This window comes from Natrononativus sp. DTA114, from assembly GCF_059736515.1.
Genome location: NZ_JCASSN010000007.1, coordinates 101786 through 120655 on the forward strand (window position 1 = coordinate 101786; position 18870 = coordinate 120655).

15 protein-coding genes are annotated in these 18870 nt (G+C 65.3%); 5 read left to right on the plus strand and 10 right to left on the minus strand.

Annotated features, from left to right (window positions below):
• Positions 1-535 precede the first annotated feature (535 nt).
• Positions 536-865: a hypothetical protein gene (locus AC6I6S_RS20080; protein ID WP_497952709.1), complete on the plus strand. Its 330-nt coding sequence runs from the start codon at positions 536-538 to the stop codon at positions 863-865.
• A gap of 20 nt (positions 866-885) precedes the next feature.
• Here AC6I6S_RS20080 and AC6I6S_RS20085 read toward each other — a convergent pair whose 3' ends face one another.
• Complete coding sequence (locus AC6I6S_RS20085) at positions 886-1263, minus strand: hypothetical protein (protein WP_497952711.1); 378 nt, start codon at positions 1261-1263, stop codon at positions 886-888.
• A 70-nt stretch (positions 1264-1333) separates the two neighbouring features.
• Complete coding sequence (locus AC6I6S_RS20090; protein ID WP_497952712.1) at positions 1334-3259, minus strand: DEAD/DEAH box helicase; 1926 nt, start codon at positions 3257-3259, stop codon at positions 1334-1336.
• Positions 3260-3534: 275 nt separating this feature from the next.
• Between AC6I6S_RS20090 and AC6I6S_RS20095 the strand changes: the two genes are divergently transcribed.
• On the plus strand, positions 3535-3711 hold the full coding sequence (locus AC6I6S_RS20095; RefSeq protein WP_497952713.1) for a hypothetical protein: 177 nt from the start codon (positions 3535-3537) through the stop codon (positions 3709-3711).
• Here AC6I6S_RS20095 and AC6I6S_RS20100 read toward each other — a convergent pair.
• Complete coding sequence (locus AC6I6S_RS20100) at positions 3704-4657, minus strand: transcription initiation factor IIB (protein ID WP_497952714.1); 954 nt, start codon at positions 4655-4657, stop codon at positions 3704-3706. The genes AC6I6S_RS20095 and AC6I6S_RS20100 overlap by 8 nt on opposite strands.
• A 712-nt stretch (positions 4658-5369) precedes the next feature.
• On the opposite strand from AC6I6S_RS20100, the gene AC6I6S_RS20105 reads away from it, so the two are divergent.
• Entirely contained in the window at positions 5370-5966 is a 597-nt protein-coding gene (locus AC6I6S_RS20105; protein ID WP_497952716.1) for a DUF7344 domain-containing protein, read from the plus strand.
• A 214-nt stretch (positions 5967-6180) separates the two neighbouring features.
• Here AC6I6S_RS20105 and AC6I6S_RS20110 read toward each other — a convergent pair whose 3' ends face one another.
• From AC6I6S_RS20110 to AC6I6S_RS20130, 5 genes are all read right to left on the minus strand, one after another.
• Complete coding sequence (locus tag AC6I6S_RS20110; RefSeq protein WP_497952717.1) at positions 6181-7995, minus strand: hypothetical protein; 1815 nt, start codon at positions 7993-7995, stop codon at positions 6181-6183.
• 618 nt (positions 7996-8613) lie between these two features.
• Entirely contained in the window at positions 8614-9591 is a 978-nt protein-coding gene (locus tag AC6I6S_RS20115) for a hypothetical protein (RefSeq protein ID WP_497952719.1), read from the minus strand.
• A gap of 264 nt (positions 9592-9855) precedes the next feature.
• Positions 9856-11019, minus strand: a complete 1164-nt coding sequence (locus AC6I6S_RS20120; protein ID WP_497952720.1) for a GNAT family N-acetyltransferase — start codon at positions 11017-11019, stop codon at positions 9856-9858.
• Position 11020: 1 nt separating this feature from the next.
• Complete coding sequence (gene mct / locus AC6I6S_RS20125; protein WP_497952721.1) at positions 11021-12250, minus strand: succinyl-CoA:mesaconate CoA-transferase; 1230 nt, start codon at positions 12248-12250, stop codon at positions 11021-11023.
• 76 nt (positions 12251-12326) lie between these two features.
• A complete protein-coding gene (locus AC6I6S_RS20130; protein WP_497952723.1) occupies positions 12327-14123 on the minus strand; it encodes a hypothetical protein in 1797 nt (598 codons plus the stop codon).
• A gap of 318 nt (positions 14124-14441) precedes the next feature.
• On the opposite strand from AC6I6S_RS20130, the gene AC6I6S_RS20135 reads away from it, so the two are divergent.
• Positions 14442-15779, plus strand: a complete 1338-nt coding sequence (locus AC6I6S_RS20135) for a hypothetical protein (RefSeq protein WP_497952724.1) — start codon at positions 14442-14444, stop codon at positions 15777-15779.
• A 21-nt stretch (positions 15780-15800) separates the two neighbouring features.
• On the opposite strand, the gene AC6I6S_RS20140 is transcribed toward AC6I6S_RS20135, so the two are convergent.
• Positions 15801-16253, minus strand: coding sequence for a universal stress protein (locus AC6I6S_RS20140; RefSeq protein WP_497952726.1), 453 nt, complete (start codon positions 16251-16253; stop codon positions 15801-15803).
• Between the two features lie 92 nt (positions 16254-16345).
• On the opposite strand from AC6I6S_RS20140, the gene AC6I6S_RS20145 reads away from it, so the two are divergent.
• Positions 16346-17188: a universal stress protein gene (locus AC6I6S_RS20145; protein ID WP_497952728.1), complete on the plus strand. Its 843-nt coding sequence runs from the start codon at positions 16346-16348 to the stop codon at positions 17186-17188.
• A 61-nt stretch (positions 17189-17249) separates the two neighbouring features.
• Here AC6I6S_RS20145 and AC6I6S_RS20150 read toward each other — a convergent pair whose 3' ends face one another.
• On the minus strand, positions 17250-18836 hold the full coding sequence (locus tag AC6I6S_RS20150) for an alkaline phosphatase family protein (protein WP_497952730.1): 1587 nt from the start codon (positions 18834-18836) through the stop codon (positions 17250-17252).
• Positions 18837-18870: the final 34 nt, after the last annotated feature.

Sequence of the window (18870 nt, forward strand, 5' to 3'; positions counted from 1 at the left end):
AACTGCCTGTATTACCAGGCCGGACCGCTCTGCGTTGGTCGCGTCGAGTGGTCTCTGTGCTCATTGGGGACGCGAACCGCTCGCGTCCTTTTCTGAAGGGTGTGTGACGAAGAGACACACCGGGGGAACGATTATGTACTGTCGTTCGAATGTACAGTGTATACGATCGCACACTCGCGATCACGACCGACCCATGACCTCGTTCACAGCTCCGACGACCGCACATCCGGCCCCTAATGGGACCGGAAAGCGGTCGCCGACCTCCGGCGCCTATGGCTCCGGAGTCCTCGGCTGTGGACGGCTCGCCGGTCGGTTTCCGACCCCGGTTTCCGGGATCGGCTCCGACTCCGTCCGCGCCGCGTAGGCCCCTTCTGGCCGGACGGGTGTCTTCTCCTTTCGATTCGCTTTCGTCCCGAGTGAGTCGACGACGGTGACACGGTTCGGTCAGTTGTTGCCTCGTGGCGCACCCCCGTGTGACAGGCACACGCGTGGGCTCGCGCCCGCCCGCTCGAGTTCGACTCTCGACGGGGGAGTTATGGCACGTCCAGCAACCACCGTGGTAACGACACTCACTGTCCGCGTTCCGATCAACGCCGACGGCACCCTCGTCGACGGCGCCGTCCGCACCGTCGAGCGCGTCGCTGCCGTCGAACGCGTCGCAGAACCCGAAGTTCGCGGCCTCGAGCCGTCGCTGAACGAGACGACCGTCGACCTCCACGCGCGCGTCACCGTCGCAGTCGGCGAACGCGGTGAAGACGTCGCGCTCGCGAGACGCGAACTCGAGGCCGGCGTCGGTATCAGAGCAATTGAGACGCTCGAGGCCGCCGACCGCGACGGCCCCCTCTTGCGACCTCGAGCCGAGTAACCTCGGTTCGCGAGCCGCTACTATCGCCCTTCGAGCAACGCCACCGCGACGCCGCCGAGCAGGATCAGACAGAGGACGATCATTCCGCCCTGTGCGACCACGGCGGCGGTGCTGTCGATGCGCTCGCCAGAGACGAGCGCGACGATGTCGCCAACCGCGCGGGCGCTGCCGGCGATCCCGAGCACCGCGAGCGCGCCGAGTCCGTACGCCGCGAGCCGGTCGCGGTCCGTGTTGAGCCCGAGCTGTCCCAGCCCGACGAAGACGATCCCGAAGAAGGCGGGGATCAACGCGGTAATGCTGGCGAAGTCGGTCATCACGTAGGCTGCGACGCCCAGGATAACCAGCGCGAATCCGACGGCGACACCGAGTTTCAACGGTCGGTCATCGACAGTTGTCATACTTCGATAGTTGACAGTGGGGCAGAGTATAGTTTTCCCTCTCGACCGAGGGTCGACGGAACGGCTTCGATCAGTCGTCCTCGTCGACGGTCCGCTCGCGAACCGTTATTCCCTTGCGACCGAGATGCTGGAGCTGTCTGCGGGCAAACTCCTCCTCTCGAGAGCCGCGGGTCGCGAGCACGTAGACGAGCGCGCCGCCGACGGGGCGCATCGTCCGGCCGGCCCGCTGGGTCCCCTGCCGTCGCGAACCGCCGAGTCCGGAGGCGACGATCGCGAGGTCGACCGCCGGCAGGTCGATCCCCTCGTCGCCGACCCGCGAGACGACCAGTAGGTCGCGCTCGCCGTTGCGGAGTTCGGAGAGCAGCCGTCGGCGCTCGTGATGGGGGGTCTCGCCGCTGAGGAAGGGCACGTCGAGCGCTGCGGCCAACTCTTTCCCCTGCTCCAGATAATCGACGAAGACGAGCGCCGTGGCGTCGGGGTGGGACGACAGCAGGTATCGTACCTCCTCGATCTTGCCGGGGTTCCGGGCGGCGATCCGGTACTTCTCGTGACCCTCGGCGGAGCCGTAGGCGTTCTGACTCTCCGCGTCGCCCCACGGCACGTACCGAATCTCGAGTTCGGGTTCGGTGACGAACCCCGCCTCGAACAGTGCCTCCCAGTCGGTGCCGATCGGCGGGCCGACGAGGGTAAAGATCTCCGCCTGGCGGTCGTCCTCGCGGATCGGGCTGGCCGAGAGGCCGAGACGGTGACGGGACTGGAGGTGGGTGCTCCGGCGATAGATGTCGCTGGGGATGTGCTGGCACTCGTCGAAGATCACGAGCCCCCACTCGCGGTCGTCGAACAGCGAGCGGTGGCGATCCATGCCGGCGATCTGGTAGGTGGCGATCGTTACCGGCCGGATCTCCTTGCGGCCGCCGTGATACTGGCCGATCTCCTCGGGCGTGAGTGTCGTGTGCTCGGAGAGCGCCTCCGCCCACTGCCGGGCGAGGTCGCGGCTGGGAACCAGAATCAGTGTCTCGCCTTCGACGTGAGCCATCGCCCCCATCGCAGCGATGGTCTTTCCGCTACCGGGCGGGCCGACGAACACGCCCTCGCCCGCCTCGGCGAAGTGATCCACCCACGCCCGCTGATACTCGCGCAGGCGGACGCGTAACTCGAGGGATAACTCCTCGCCGCGATCCAGGTCGCGGTCGTCCTGGACCGGATACCCCGCCTCGTACAGAATCCGCTTGATCGCGGCCTCGCTCCCCTCCCGGACCCAGTCTTCGGTCTCGGAGATGGGGGCGTGGACGTGCTCCTCGTCGAGTTTCTGGCGGGCGACGTTCCCCATCACCTCCGGACTCCGCGCCTCGAGAACGGTGTACCCCTCCGGATGTGTCGTGAGCCGGAACTGGCGGGCGCGATCCCACTGGCTCTCGACCCACTCCTCGAGCGCCGCCGATCGCTGGCCGAGCGCCTGGCGCATCGTGCGCGCGAGCGCGTCGAAGGAGTCGTGGGGCGCCTGCCAGACGTCCTCCGGGCGGACGACGTAGCGGTATCCTTCCTCGCCGTTCGTATCCGCGAGATGGGCGAACTGGGAGAGCTGTGCCCGGGTGAACTGCTCCGGAGAGCTGACGACGATCTCGCGGCGCTTCGGGAAGACGACGACCCGTTCGCGGTCGGTGAGATCCTCGAGTTCGCTCGGATACCAGACGACCGGATCGGTCGACACCGACAGCCGCTCGAGGTCGCCGGCGTCGGCGAGGGATTCGAGGCCGTCGCTGGCGTCGTCCTGTGACTGCTCGAGGGCGCGGGCGACGGTGGCGGCGGTGAGGATCGGTCGGCCCTCGCGCTGACAGACGTCGTGAAACGCCGCCAGCGTCAGCGGGGGGTCGTCGTCGGTCGGCGTGCCAGTGGTCGACTCGGAACCGTCGCCGACCCGTTCGGGTTCGGTATCCGAACTCGCCGGCGGCTCCTGTCGTTCGTCTTCGTCCGATTCGACGGGGTCGTCGGTCACTGGTCGTCGTACCGTCGGTGGACGTAAACTGATTTCGCTCCCGTGCGACGACGGTCGCTGCCGTCGCTCGCGGGGAAAACGGTGGTAACGGCCGCATAAACGCGGCCGGCGCATTCGGTAGGTGGTGGTGATGCGCAGTTGCGTCTTGGTCATCGGTCTGTATAATTATTGTGCTACCGAGCCACTCTCTATTACCACGCGGTAATCTCCCGCACTCGGCCGCCTTCCTCGGATCGTCCCACCAATATATGCGCCTGGCTCCCGTCTGTCTCAGTATGTTCCGTGCAATCTTGCCGGAAGGACAGATCGTCTGCGATCGGTACGAACACGAAGACGAGGGCCTCGAGCTGTACAACGAGAGCGATCAGTTCATCGCGTTCGTCCCCTACAGCAACCTCCACGCGCTGCTCAACGAGGACGTCTACGAGTCGAACGAGCGTTCGATTATGTAGCCGGTACCTGATCGATCGCTTCTAGCTGTTCCCGATACCGGTTTCGCACCGTCACGACGGTCGTCTGTGCGGTGTCGGCGACGGCGCGCTGGGGGATCGTTTCGTCACAGAGGAGGCCGGCAGCGTAGATGGCCGCCGCCGCGTAGCCGGTCGGTGACTTGCCGGAATGCAGCCCCTGTTCGGTCGTCTGATCGATGATCTCGATCGCCTTCGACTCGACGTCCTTGCCGACATCGAGTTCCGAACAGAAGCGAGGGACGAACTGGCGCGGGTTCGTCGGCTCTAAGTTGATATCGAGTTCGTCGGCGATGTAGCGGTACGTTCGTCCGATCTCCCGCTGATCGACCCGGGAGACGGCGGTTACTTCCTCGAGACTTCGGGGGATCCCCTCCTCCCTGCAGGCGGTGTACAACGAACTCGTCGCGACGCCTTCGATCGAGCGCCCGCGGATGAGATCGCGCTCGAGCGCCTGGCGGTAAATAACGCTTGCCGTCTCCTTGACCGGCGTTGGAACACCGAGGGCGCTCACCATGCGGTCGATCTCGGAGAGGGCGTACTTGAGGTTTCGTTCGCCCGCGTTCTTCGTTCGGATGCGTTCCTGCCAGACGCGCAGTCGGTGGAGCTGTCCGTGTTTGTCGGCGGACATCGAGTGACCGTTCGCGTCACGGTTTCGCCAGTCGATCGTCGTGGTCAGCCCGCGGTCGTGCATCGACTGTGTCAGCGGTGCGCCGACGCGCGAGAGCTGGTCGTGCTCCTCCGCGTTGAACGCCCGCCACTCGGGTCCGTAGTCGATCGGATCCTCGGTCAGGACGAGACCACACTCCCGACAGACCCGCTCGCCGCGGTCCGGATCCTGGACGATCGTGTCGGTCTCACAGTCGGGACACCGACCGCTCTCTGTCACCTCCTGTTCACGTCTGGCCTGCTCAGTGATAGACCGCGTCATCGGTGTTTTTGTGGGTGCCTGTCCGACCCTGTAAGGTGGTCACATGGTTTCAGCGGAAATCCCCTCTTTCTCCATGGCCGTCAGACGACGGACGGCGTCCGATCTCACCGGGAGGAGATGTTACGTTCCTCCGATCCACGGGGCCGTCGTTTTCCGCGACGCCGGTGGAGTCTCGTTTCGGCCTCCGCGGTACTCGAGAGTCGTCGCTGTAACGTCGCCCGACGGGTGGGGCACAACCCTGCGAGGAAATCATCCCTTCACGGTGTAAAGCGACCGTTCGACCGGGAGAACCGTCGCCTGGCTTTACCCTCTCAGTCACGAATCACTCGCCACTTTCCGTGTCCCGACACTCCGTGGTCCCGCCGTCTCACGCCGTCCGTTCGACTCTCGTACGGATACCGTACGTCGTTGAAACCGATCGATACTGGAGTGTGAACCTCCGGCTCCACGGGGTTCGCCGGGGCGCTGGATTCGGCCCGTGGACGGCTTCGCGACGTTCCGGGGGAAGTGAGCCCGTACGGTCTTCGCAGCGGGTGCGAAACGTAGCCGTGTTTAAGACACTCACCGTTGCCGTACAAGTTGGTGTGTCAATCGTGATTTCGACCTGCGGTTCATCCGTACAGCGACTGCCGTCGACGGCCATCCTTGGGGGTGGCGTCGACCGAATTCTTCGCCTAGACTCGTCCAGCGTCAAGCTAACGGAGGGGAGCTAATGTCCTCGATCGATACCTCACTGCCCGAGGAGATTACGTCCGTCACCGAGGCGACGGATACGGAGCGCCTCTCGAAGGACGTCATCTTCGAACTCCTGAAAAACCGCCGCCGGCGCGAGGTTCTTCAGTACCTCCTCGAGGCCGAGGAAACCGTCACGCTGGGCGAACTCGCCGAACAGATCGCCGCCTGGGAGAACGACACCGACGTCAACGCCCTGAACTCCGATCAGCGAAAGCGCGTCTACGTCGCGCTCTACCAGACCCATCTCCCGAAGATGGACGACGCCGGAATTATCGAGTACGACCAGGACCGCGGACTGATTACCCTCGCTGACAACGCGGACCTCCTGATGATGTATCTCGACACGGACACGCACAGACAGGACCGCTGGGACCGCTGGTACGCGGTAACGAGCGTTCTCGGCGCGCTCGTCGTCGGTGCCGCTCTCGTCGGCGTGCCGCCGCTCTCGTCGGTTTCGGCGGCAGTCGTTTCGGCGGCAGTCGTCGCCGCGTTCCTCGTCCTGTCGGCCGTCCACGTCGTCATCAACCACCGGCTGCAGCAGGTCGTCGACGGCAAACTGTCGAGAATCGAGTAGCCGAGAAGGACTTTTGCCGATCGGCCCCGTACGTTCGATCGGCTCCCAGCGATCATCGATCCAGTACCGGAACAGTTCGCGTGCCAGCAATCTGTTCCCATCGCGGGAGCCAGCCGTTCTCGAGCGTACGTTCGTCAGTTACAACTCTCTCGTGTCAGATGCGGGGCCGCGGGCTCCAGTCCCCGAGGGATGTCGCCTCGCGACACCGACCGCGTTACTGCGAACGGACGTTGTACTCGACGTCGATCTCGGCGTCCCCGACCAGCGTAGCGTCCTCGAGTTCGCCCGAGAACCAGTAGGCGTCCCGCCAGTTGGCGACGGCGCCGCGGACGTACCGTCCGGTCACGACGTCCTCGTCGTCGATGCTCGCGTCCCGGTAGGAGGACTTGACGACGTCACCGGTGACGCAGAACGAGTAGGTGCTGGGGCCGTCCGCGTCGGTGCCGTCGACGACGAGCGCGTGGGGCAGCAGCTCCTGGTCGCCGTACTCGCCGGGGTCGATCTCTTCGTCGTTGAGCGACACCGTCGCCTCGCCGTCGGTGAAGGTTACGTCGGTCAGCGAACCGGAGAACAGGAACCGCTGGCTCCCGTCGGTGACGGCGCTCTCGACGGTACTGCCGGAGACGACCGTCGGTTCGCCCTCATCGTCGTCGTCGCTGTCCACCGCGATCGTCCCGTCGACGGTGATCTCGAAGCTCGCGGGCGTGCCGTCGCCCTCGACCTCGAGCACGTTCGGCAGCGCCGCGCCGTACTCGTCGGGGTCGATCTCCTCGCCGTCGAGCAGCACCGTCGCCGGTCCGTCGGCGGTGAGCTCCTCGAGGTCGCCGGAGAACCGGAACGCGTCCCGCCAGTTGGCGACGACGCCGTGGGCGTCACCGCCCTCGATCACCGTTTCGTCGTCGATCGTCGCGCCGTCGGCGGTCGACGCCTCGACCTCGCCGTCGACGCTGAACTCGTAGCGGGTGACACCGTCCTCGCTGCCCTCGAACAGCAGGAGGTGCTCAAGTTCATTTCCCGCGTCGTCCTCCTCGTCTTCGTCCGCTTCGACGGTCACTGAGGGGGTCTGGCCGCTTGATCCCTCCCCGGAGGCGGCCGCCTCAGGAGTCGTCGGACAGCCCTCGGGCACGACGTCCTCGGGGTTCGTTCCGTTGCCCCCGCCGAGGTTGATGTCGCTGCCGTCGGTGGCCCGTGTGCCGCTGTTGAACGCGGTATCGTACTCGGTATCGGTGACGTTGACGGTCGTTCCGCGGTTGTTTGCGCCCGCGACGATCGAGTAGTGACGGCCGTTCATGTCGAGGTTGCAGTTGCGCACCTCGATCGGACCGGGGCCCCAGGCCCAGATCCCGCGGCCGTCGTCGCGTCGCTCGTCGTTGACGGCGGTGGAGTTCGTGACCGCTCCCTCGGCCAGTCGGAAGTGCGCGACCCAGGAGTTCGCCGAGTAACAGTGGTCGATGTGGACCGTGCCGCCGCCACCGGTTCCGGGCGCGGAGCAGTAGAAGGAGTTGTCGCCCATCTCCTGGATGTTCACGCGCGAGATGTCGATGTGGCCGGTGTGCTCGGGGGAGACCCAGATACCGAGCCCCATCCGGTGACCGTTCTCGGCGCCATCGCCGATGTAGACGTTATCGATGGTGGAACTGTTACCGGCCTGGTCGGAGACGCCGAACACCGCCTCGTCGCCGGGGACCTTGCCCCGGATACCGACGTTGCGGACCGTCCAGTTCGTTGCGTGGGCGGCGATCGTGACGTCGGCGCCGGGCGCGGTCACGTCGATCAGCGCGTTCTCGAAGGTCTCGCCGTCGCCGACGTGGATGACGCGTCGTTCGCCGGGGTCGACCTCGATGACCTCGTACTCCTGTGCTGCTGCCGTTCCAGCGGCTGCCGTCGCAACGGCTCCCACTGTCGCCACGCCGGCCATCTTCAGATAGGCTCGGCGGTGGAGTAATCCATTATTACTGTCGAAATCAGCCGATATCTCGTCGCTGCGTGCAACGTCCTCATCGTCCAGTACCGAAGGTTCGCGTGCCATGCATCCTGAGTAAGCAGACGATACCGCCATAAACCTTTCTTCCTGACTATGGATTAAATTTACGCACTTTCATATGTATCTTCCAATCCATTCACGCAATCATAACTGAACGTCCACGAATTTTTATACGGTTTCTCGCCCGGTTTCACCCTCGTAATCACGTATTACTCTCTCGAACGCCCGTATCTCGCCGACTGCGTCGATCATCTCCCTGTCCTGACTGTTCTCATTCCCGGACTATTGCAGAACGTTTCACGGTGACAGTACGGATCGCTGAATAGAACGGAGGGGGCGGTAGGGCTGTGTGAACTCCCTGGACCGCGCCGTCGCTGTCGATTCTGTGATTCGGGCTAGCACCCGTTCGAGATGGCCGATTTCGGCTGATTGACCCATCGAGGAAAGTATCGAAAGACGGTCTATCGAAGCCAAACGTCGCCGATCAGCGACTCGCACGCGCTCCTATCAGCGTCGACGAAATTCCGTCGTTCGTCACGGTCGTCTGAAACCGTATCAGTCGCGATGCGAGCGAAGGAAAAGGAGTGTCGATCCCGCATCCGCTGGTACCACAGCACCCGTGGGACCAGTGTCGTCAGCGGGGTAGTGAGGGCGCGATCGGAGTCAGTTGCTCGAGCCCGAGGCTGCGTCTTCGGGCGTCGTCGGCACCCCACTGGGGACGAACGCCTCGGGGTCGGTTCCGACGTCGTCGGCGAGAGAGACGCTCGAGCCGTCGCGCTCTGCGATTCCGCCGTGGAACCCCGTTCCGTAATCGGTTTCCGTAATCTCGGCGGTCGTTCCGTTGCCGTTTGCACCCGCCACCACCGCGTAGTGGTGACCGTTCGTCTCGAGCTGACAGCCCTCGATCTCACACGTGCCGGGCGCCCACACCCAGATCCCGCGCCCGTCGTAGCCGTCGTCATCGAGGAGGACGCTCGAGTTCGTCACCTTGCTGCCGGCGGAGCCGATGCGGTAGTGAGAGACGTGACAGTTCGCGGCGAAGCAGCTGTCGATGTGGATCGTACCGCCGCCGGCACCGCCGGGGGCGGAGGCGTAGATGCCGTTGTCCGGGAAGCTCTGGACGTTGACCCGACTGAAGTCGATGTGGCCGGTGTGTTCCGGAGACACCCAGATGCCGGTTTCGGCCGTCGACTGGCCGCCGTCGACGCTGCCGTCGGCGAGGTAGACGTTCTCGAACGTGCTCGAACCGCCGCCGGTGTCGGAGACGCCGAAGGCGGCGCCCGGTGCGCCGACGTCGAACTGTCCCTCGATGGCGACGTTACGGATCGTCCAGTCGGTGCCGTGGGCGGCGACCGTGGCGCGGGCACCGTCTGCCGTGCAGTCGATCAACACGTTTTCGAACGTTTCGCCGCTTTCGACGTCGATCGTACGGTCTTCACCGGACGAGATCTCGATGGTTTCGTACTCTCCGGACGAACCGCCACCGCCGTCGGCCGCGACCGCGGTCGTCCCTGCGCTGGCGACCGTGGTCGCCGTCGCGACCGCAGCCAGCGAACGCACGTACGAACGTCGGGTTAACGACTTGTTACGGTCGGTGGTCGGGGAGGACTCGATCTCGTTAGTACGGGAATTCTGCGCCATGCATTCGGGTAACCCGGTGTTGACCACATAAACTTTTCCTTATCTCACGGTGTTAAATTTACAGATTATACTATGATTAGTACAAAACTCATCGCGAACTATGACGATTTCCCCCCGAAGAGAATACACTCCGACGCGCCGGAGTGTCATCGTGTCCTGTTCGAAAAGCAGGACTTATCGACGACGGCATCGAGGTGGATTCCGGCGGGACGGTCCAAAACGGTTGGAAGTCGAACGCGTTTACAACTTCTTACGGGAACGGTTTTACCGGGTATCCTGCTCGGCGAACGTGACCGTCCAGTTCGCGGGATCAGCTATCGCTCGCCCACCGACCGTCCAGTCGTGGCCGTCCTCGTCTGCGATCGGGTAGGTCACCTGCGTCGTCGGTTTCGTCAGCGCCGAGAGCGGCAACGACTCGTCGGAGTGAAAACCGAAGCGACCGAGCAGCGCGGGCGGCACCGCCCGCCCGCTCGCAGCCAGCACGTCCGCGTCACGGTTATTCTCGAGCACCCGTCGAAGGATCGCCCGCAGCCCGGCGTCCCTATCCGGCGTCGCCTCGAGCGGAACGACGTCGGTGAGCGAGGTGGTGACGGAGCCGGTTCGTCCGCTGGTTCCGGTGATGACGGCTGCGATCGGCTCACCGCGTCGAGTCGCGACGTACGTGCGATAGGTCCAGCGCGGGTTTTCGAACCGCCAGTCGTAGAACGTCCGGTTGCGGTTCGCGTGAAGCGTTGCCGGCACCGCCTGCCTGTAGAGGTCGACGAGCACCGCGGTGGGAACCCCTTCGAAGCGCTCGACGGAGACTCCCGGTGGCGCGGACACCGTCGTTTCGCGCGCGCGAAGATAGCCCCCGAGGAGCGGGCGGGCGGCGGTCGAGAGCGCCGCTAGCCGGCGATCATCCGTGTCGACCACTCCGTCCGGATTCTGGATGCGATAGTACGTGGGGACCTCTTCGACGATCTGCCAGCCGTGTTTCAGACTGCCCGACAGCGTCGCCCGGTTCGGGAAGTTGAAGAACAGCGACGGATCGCGCTCCCGATAGTGTGCCTTCATGTGCTCGGTCGTCCGCGAGTAGAGGCCGCGCCGGCGGTGATCCGGGTGGACCATCACGTCGGCGGGCTGGAAGCCGCGCAGGGTCCGCTCGCCGGCGCGCAACTCGAGGGCGAAACAGGGTTTCGTGCCGACGACCTCGCCGTCGTGAGTCGCGAGGACGATCGGCACGTGATCGACGTAAGGGTTCTCCTCGTACTTCCAGCGGAACCACTCCCCGTTTCTGTCTCCGAGGACGAGATCGTAGAGCTCGAGGAATCCCTCCCTGTCGTCGGGCTCGTACAGTCGAACCTCGTAGGGATCGTCGTCGTCTCCCGTCTCCGGGGCGGTGCTCGGTCGGTCGGTCGAGGACGGTGTCTGTGAGTGGTCGGTGGCCATATCAGTCGTCGTGGCTGCCGCCGTCGGAGACGCCGACGGGGCTCGAGTCCGGTTCGGGGTCGTTCGCCCGCTCGAAATCGTTGGCGCGGTCGCGCTCGAGTAACTCCGCCCGATGTTCGTCGAGCAGCGGTGCGCGCTCGCCGGGCTCCGGGGGCGTCTTCGCCATCTTGATCGGCGTTCCGGCGATCGTGACGGTGTCGTCGGCGTTCGGGAGCGTCGCCTCGATCAGCATCTCCCGGCTCTTCGCGTGGTCGCAGTCGTAGACGTCCGCGACGTCCTGGACCGGCCCGCAGGGAACGTCCGTCTCGAGGGCCGCGAGGAGTTCGTCGACGGTCTGTGTGCTCACCCAGTCCGCGATCCCCTCCCGGAGCGTCTCGCGGTGTTCGAGTCGGTCGGCGGCCTCGGGGTAGTCGACGATCCAGTCGGGGCGGTTCATCGCCGCACAGAGCGCCCGCCAGTGGTTGTCGCCGAGGGCGGCGATGACGACGTAGCCGTCTTCGGCCTCGAAGGCGTTGTACGGAAACAGCGTCGGGTGGGAGTTCCCCTGGCGGGCGGGAACCTCGCCCGTGTAGGAGTACTGGTAGACGGCGCGCTCGGCGAGGCTGATCATCGCGTCGTACATCGCCGTGTCGACGAACTGCCCGACGCCGGTCCGTTCGCGGTAGTGCAGCGCGGCGAGGATGTTGACCGTGTGAAGCACACCGGTGAAGATGTCGCCGATACCGAATCCGACCTTCGTCGGCGGTCCGTCCTCCTGTCCCGTGAGGTGCATGACGCCGCCGAGGGCCTGCGCGACGAGGTCGAAGGCGGGCTCGTCCTGTTTCGGACTCGCGCCCGTTCGCGGATCGCCGAACCCTCGCATCGAGGCGTAGACGAGCTGGGGGTTGATTCGTGCGAGCCGTTCGTACTCGAGGCCGAACTTCTCCATCGTTCCGACGCGGAAGTTCTCGACGAGGACGTCCGCCTCCGCGACGAGCGTGAGAAACTGCTCGCGGTCGGCTTCGTCGTTGAAGTCGAGTTCGAGGCTGCGTTTGCCGCGATTGATGCTCTGGAAGTAGCCGCCGAAGCTGTCGTCTCCGTCGTGAAACGGCGGCGTCTCTCGGACGAAGTCCCCGCCCGGCGGCTCGATCTTTACCACATCGGCACCCAGATCTGCGAGTAACATCGTACAGTACGGTCCGCCGAGGACCCTCGTCAGATCCAGCACACGTACGTCGTCGAGGGCAGGCATGTGTCGTATCAGGTTTGGAGGGAGTTGTCAGGCTTTGTTATGCGTGGATTTCGGGCTGTAGGCTCTCCAAACTCCGTTACTCCTCGCCGGTAACGGTGTACATCCGGAACTCCTCGTTGGAGACGACCTTGTTTGCGCTCGGATCCGCCTCGAGGCCCGCGAGGGCGTCCTCGGAGTGGTGGAGTTCTTTGTAGAGTTCGAACTCTCGAGTGGTGTCGAACGAGGAGTAGACGAAGTGGTAGTCCATCCCGTGGTAGGCGCTGCTGTAATTGCCCGCTTCGAACTCCGAGACGTTCACCGATCCGCCGGCGCCACCCCCGTAGTGGATGCCCGCCCGTTCGCTCCCTTCGACGCCGTTGATCGCGTGACCGAAGCGGTCCGGACCGTAGCCGAGGCCGGCCATCAGTAGATCGTCGTTTCGGTGTTCGACCGCCGCCCCGTAGCCGGTCATCTGCTGGTCGGTGACGTGCTGGGTCGGACTGTAGATGATCGGCGAGGCGAACACCGTTGCGAGCGAGAGCACGAGACAGGCAGCGAGAAACGTCACGGCCAGTGCGCTCGCGCCGGGTGTCGTCAGTGGTCCCGTGAGCCAGCCGAAGCCGTGTGCGAGTGCGACCCCGCCGAGGATCGTCAGCACGACGTAGATGAACCCCACCTGCCGAAACGCCATCGTCGGCGTTCCGACGAAGTAGACGAGGAACATCCCCCCGAGCGGAACCAGTGCGAGCGCGAAGTAGGTCGCGAAGATCCGGCCCTCGGGATCGAGGCTCGTCCGACCGAGCCAGACGAGCAGGACGAACAGCGCGGCGATCAGCCCGATCACGGCGGCGACGAGAAACATCTTGGCGAACAGCTCGCCGAGGCTGCCGCCGATCTCCGTGAGCGACGCCCCGCGCTGGTCTACCTCCGCCCCGCCGCCGATATCCTGCGCGAGCAGCCCGTAGAGGAGGCCGCCGACTGCCCGCCTGAACCGCTCGTTCGCGAACGCCCAGACGAGGAACAGGCCCCCGAGGATCGCCGTGTGTGCGTACGCGGTCGGGTGCTGACTCACCCGGTGATCGGCGTACCGACGTCGGGCGAGGAACTGCACCCCGCCGATCGCCGCGAGCAACACCACGACGTTCACCATCTGCTGAGGGTGGACCAGCAGCAGTCCGATCCCCAGCACGACGAGCAGGGCGCTGAACGGCGAGAGGCCGCCCGGGAGACGCTCGAGCGTCGCCCGCCGTCGCGTGTAGGCGACGAACGCGAAGAGCACGACGGGAACGAGAAACAGCGCGTTCGAGTTCGTGTGTGGACCCATGTGGGTCGCGATGTTGTTGATCGGCAGGATGAACCAGGAGGCGATAGCCGCCGTCCCGACGGCCATCGCGTTCCCGGTGAGATCCCGGACGACCAGTGGAACGAACACCACGAACGAGACGAACAGGAAGACGACGGTGATCAACATCGCTCGCTCGAGGGGGACGCCGCCGAGGAGGTGAAGGGCCGACGTTACGGCATGGAGGCCGGGGTAGAACAGCTGGTGGGGCAGTAGGTCGCCGGCGACGAAATCCCGTGCCCAGCCCAGATGCGTGAGCCCGTCACCCAGTCCCAGAAAGCGGTAATTCCTGATCACGGGGAGGCTCACGATCGCGGTCACTGACAGCGCGCCGAGGCCGATCCCGACCTGCTGGCCGCCGCCGCGAGCGGTCACCGTCGTGTAGACCGCGATCGCGAGAGCGACGGCGAACCCGGCCCACGTCGCCGTCGGCGTCGCGGCGTAGATCGACGGCTCGTAGCCGCTCGCGGGCGTCGCTCGAGCGAGCAGTATCGCAGCGGCGACGGCGAAAAAGCCGACGGCGAGGATGCCGTTCTGGACGGACTCTCTCATCGTCTCACTCCGCTCTGCCGGTCGTCGACTGGGGCGGACTGACGGCTCATAGACTGCCGGAAGGGTTGCCAACGACGGGGTTTGTTATACGGCTCCTACCCGTTCGGTTCGCAAGTCGAGCGATTCCGACGCTGGCCTGGTCGACCGCGTATCGCTCCTGCGTGCGGTCGTCGTCCGCACCACTCGCTCGAGGCTGCAGTCCCGGTCCCTGTCGACACCCGCGGAGCCTGCGGTAGGCGGTGCCAGCCGATCGTTCTCCGACTGATACGGTCCGCATAGTGAACTGCGTTCGTGGACTCTTGCGTCGTAACTCACGTCATGTCCTCGATACTCATCGATCCCCCGACCGCGGCCGGGCGTTCGCTCCGGTGTACCGTCCGAACGACGCCCGATCTCGAGCGCTTCTTCGGCAGCGACTCGTTTCACGTCGAGTACGACGTTCCCATCGACGACGTTCCCGAGAGTGTGCTCACGATTCCCGTTCTCGCGCAGGTCTGTCCGGTTGCCTGGGCCAACGGCGCGGACGTCTACGTCAATCGCGTCGACGCCCGGTTCGCCCGCGCCCTCGAGGACGTCAAGGCGTCGCTGCTCTCGATGTACGACTTCCTCGAGGGCGGGACGCTGTACAGCCGTCACACCGTCGACGCCGCGGCCGACCTCGGACGCGGAGACGGCGCCCGTGACGACGAGCGAGCGAGCGACACCGACAGCGCCCTGCTGTTCACCGGCGGCGTCGACTCGATGTGTTCGTACGTCGCCCACCGCGAGGCGTCGCCGCTGCTGGTGAGCATCCGCGGCTGGACCATCACACCCGCGGCTCACGACGACGGGAAGTGGGAGGACGTCCGATCCAACGTGTCGGCGTTCGCCGAGGAGCGTGGCCTCGAGACGGCGTTTCTCGAGTCGAACATGCTCTCGTTTCTGGATCACATGATGTTGCTCGCTCACTACAGCCGCTACGTCGACGGCGGCTGGTACAGCTCCGTCGGTCACGGCCTCGGACTGCTCGGGCTCTGTGCACCGATGACCTACGCGCGCGGGATCGACGACCTCTACGTCGCCGCGACCCACTGGGAGGGGATCGACCTCGAGTGGGGCTCGCGGCCGGATATCGACGACTACGTCCGCTGGTCGGGCACCGATTGCCACCACGACGCCTACGAACTGACCCGCCAGGAGCGCATCGACCTGATCGCCGACTACGTTCGCGAGGAGGCCCCCGACCTCCAGTTGCAGACGTGCAACGTCCGGATGGACGGCAACTGTGGCGTCTGCGAGAAGTGTTACCGGACCGCCGTCGGGTTGCGGTTGGCCGGCCTCGAGCCCGCGGATCACGGCTACCCGTTCACCGACGAGGAGTATCACGATCTCCGGCAGTCGTTCGAGCGCGGCCGGTGGGTGCTCGGCGACGACGAACGCTACATGTGGGCGGACATCCGCGACCGCGTCGTCGAGACAGATCCGCGATCGCCGGCCGAGCGGACGTTCTTCGCGTGGCTCGAGGGGGCGGACCTCGGGGCGCTCGTCGACGGCTCGGGGCCGCCGCTGTCACACCGGGCGCTTCGGACGGGCGCACGACATACGCCCAACGGGGTGTACAACACGCTGTATCCCGCACTTGCGCGTGCGAAATCGGGACTCGGACGCGTTCGCTGAGTCGGGGTGTTGGCTTCGCGGCTACTCCATCGTGACGACGACGCGGCCGTCGAAGTTGAGAAGCACCGACTGAGCGGTGTCGCCGAACAGCGCCTTTCCGGTTGGACTCCGACGCTTGCCGACCAGGAACACGTAATCACAGCCCGTCGACTCGGCCGTGTCGATGATCGCGTCGGCCTGGTCGCCCGCGTCGTCGACGAGCAGCCCGCGGGTTTCGTACTCGACGTCTGGGAGGTGCTGGGTCGCCGCCCGTTCGGCGGCAGCCTCGGTGAGGTGCTCGGGTTCTTTGTTGTAGGTGGTTCGCTCGATGTTCTCGATCTCCGAGAGCGCCGCGATCTCCTCGTCGTACCCATCCTGGGTCATCACCGAGAGAACGACGACCGACGCGCCGACTCCCGCTGCGAGTTCGCCCGCCTCGCGAAGCAGGTCTCCGTTCGACTCCGTTCCATCGACGACTGCGAGTGCACGATCCATACCAGTTCTGCTCAATAATTGGTTATAAAATCATCGACGAACGTTCGCCGGCCTGTGTCACCTACTTGGTTCTCGAGGCCGTAGATCACTCGATGTTTCCGAACATCCTCCTGGCAACCGACGGGAGCGAACAGGCGACGGTTGCGTGTCGGCAGGGGCTCTCGCTGGCCGAGGCACTCGGGTCGGACGTCCACGTTCTCTACGCGGCCGACGTTCCATCCGACGTCTCCTGGCAGCTCGTCGACGAGGACTGGCGGGCGACTGGCCAGGGGATCGTCGCCCAGATCGCAGACGAGGCGGCCGACCGCGACCTCGCGGTCGAGGCGAGCGTCCGCGGGGGTGCGCCCAGACGCGAGATACTCGACTACGCCGAGGAGAACGAGATCGATCTCATCGTCTGTGGGACCCACGGACGAACCGGACTCGGCCGACTGATTGCGGGCAGCGTCGCCAGTGGCGTGGTCCGCGACGCACCGGTGCCGGTGCTGACCGTCAGCGCAACCGTTGGTGGCGTCGTCGAGCCGATCGAGACGATCCTCGTCGCGACCGACGGTCGTCCCGGCGTCGAGGCCGCGGTCGACCACGGGATTTCGCTGGCCGAGGCGCTCGAGGCCCGCGTGCACGTCCTTTCCGTCGTCGATGACACCCACTCGCACCTGTCGGTCGTCCTCGAGGCGTTCGAAGAACAGGCACGGGAAGCCGCGAGCGCCGTCGAGCGCCGGGCGGCCGACCGCGGCGTCGCGACGACGCGGTCGATCGAACACGGCGTTCCGCACGAGGTGATCGCGAGCTACGCCGACGGCCACGACGTCGATCTCCTCGCGATGGGAACCGAGAGTCGGGCCGGTATCGATCGGTTCGTTTTCGGAAGCTGTTCACAGCGGGTCGTCGGCCGCTCTTCTGTCCCGGTGTTGACGGCTCGCGCGCTCGAGTAATATGGCTCCCTGTCGAGCACTGGGTGTGGGTTCCGACTTCTGAGGTGGTCTGAAATCCGGGTTACTCCATGTAGCCGAGTCCCTTCAGGCGGTCTTCGACCGCCGTGAAGTCGTCGTCGACGGCCGCTTCCTCGCGATCTCGAGAGATATCAGTCCGTTCGACTCTGGTTCTCGAGGCGGGTGCGTCGTCCCGGAACGCGTCGAACAGCACCCGGCCGTCGACGTTTGAGGGGACGGGTTCGCCGATTCCGTGGAGCAGGGTCGGGGCGATGTCGACGACTCGCGCCCCGCGCAGAGTCGCCCCGGGGTCGATCGAGGGGCCGCGACAGAGGACGATCCCCTCGGGACGGTGGCTCGCGGCGTAGCAACCGGTGTCCCCGAAGGGTTCGTCGGTGATCGCGTTCCGGGACTCGTAGATCCCGCGGCCGTTGACGACGAGATCGGGCGACTCGTCGTCGGTCGGGAAGAGGTCGTCGCCGTCGTAGACGTCGAGGATTCGCTCGCCGGCGTCGTCGGTGACCGACTCGAACAGGTCGGCGATCTCGGCTTTGACGTCCGCCACCTGATTCGGCGGAACGATCCCCTTCTCGAAGCGCTCGGTGTCGTTGATGTAGCAGTTGCCGGCGTCGTGAACGAAGGCGACGGTTCGCTCGTAGTCGACGTCGTAGAGGGCGTGCTGGCCGGGAATCTGGGAGGCGACGGAGTCGAGCAGCGGCCGCGGGAGCGCGGAAACCAGAAGCTCCTCGGTGATGCCGACCCGGCTGAGCGCGCTCGTGACCCGGTCTCGGGAGATGCCCAGACTCGCGAGCGCCCCGCGGGTCCCCTCGTCCTCCCGCTCGACCAGGTACCCCTCGCGCTCGAGGAAGTGATTGACGTAGACGAGTTTCTCGATCGGGCCGAATCCGTGGTCGGAGACGACGTAGAGGTCGGCGTCGCGTTCGTCGGTGTAGGCCATCACTTCGCCGAGGATCTCGTCGAGCAGTTTGTAGTGCTCGAGCAGGAGGTCCATCTCCCAGACCAGGTGCTGGAAGCGGTCGGGTGCGGTGAAGACGAAGAAAAAGAGTTGCCAGTCCTCTCGCTCCATCAGCAGTCGCATCAGTTCTCGACGCTTCGCGAGCATCTCTTCGACGGCAACGCGGAACTCGTCGAGACGGTCGGCGTACTCCGGGTAGTTGAGACTGATCTGGTAGTCCGGAATCCGGTCTGCGATCTCGTCGGCGAACTCGGGGGGATGGGTGAACTCCTGTTCGGTCGAGGGGGTCATCATCCCGGTGACGAGCGTGCCGTCGATCTCCGCGGCCGGGTAGGTCATGGGAACGTTGCCGACCTGCGCCGGGGAGAGCTGTTCCCACAGCGTCGGCTGTTTGAGATCCCGGCTCGTGTACATCTGGTGGCTGTACTCCGAGGAGAGGTTCTGAAAGCCGTAGATGCCGTGTTTGTCGGGCCAGACGCCGGTCGCGATGGAGGGCCACGCGAGCGGCGTCGTCGGCGACCGCGTGCTCTCGAGCGTTCCCGACGCTCCCTCCTCGCGCATCGCGGCGAAGTTGGGCAGTTCGCCTTCCTCGGTCCATCGCTCGATAAGACACCACGGCACGCCGTCGAGTCCGAGTACGAACGCTCGTTCGGACGTAGGGGTAGATCCGCTCATGATTACTAATCGAGGCGCGTACACGCCCGTTGTC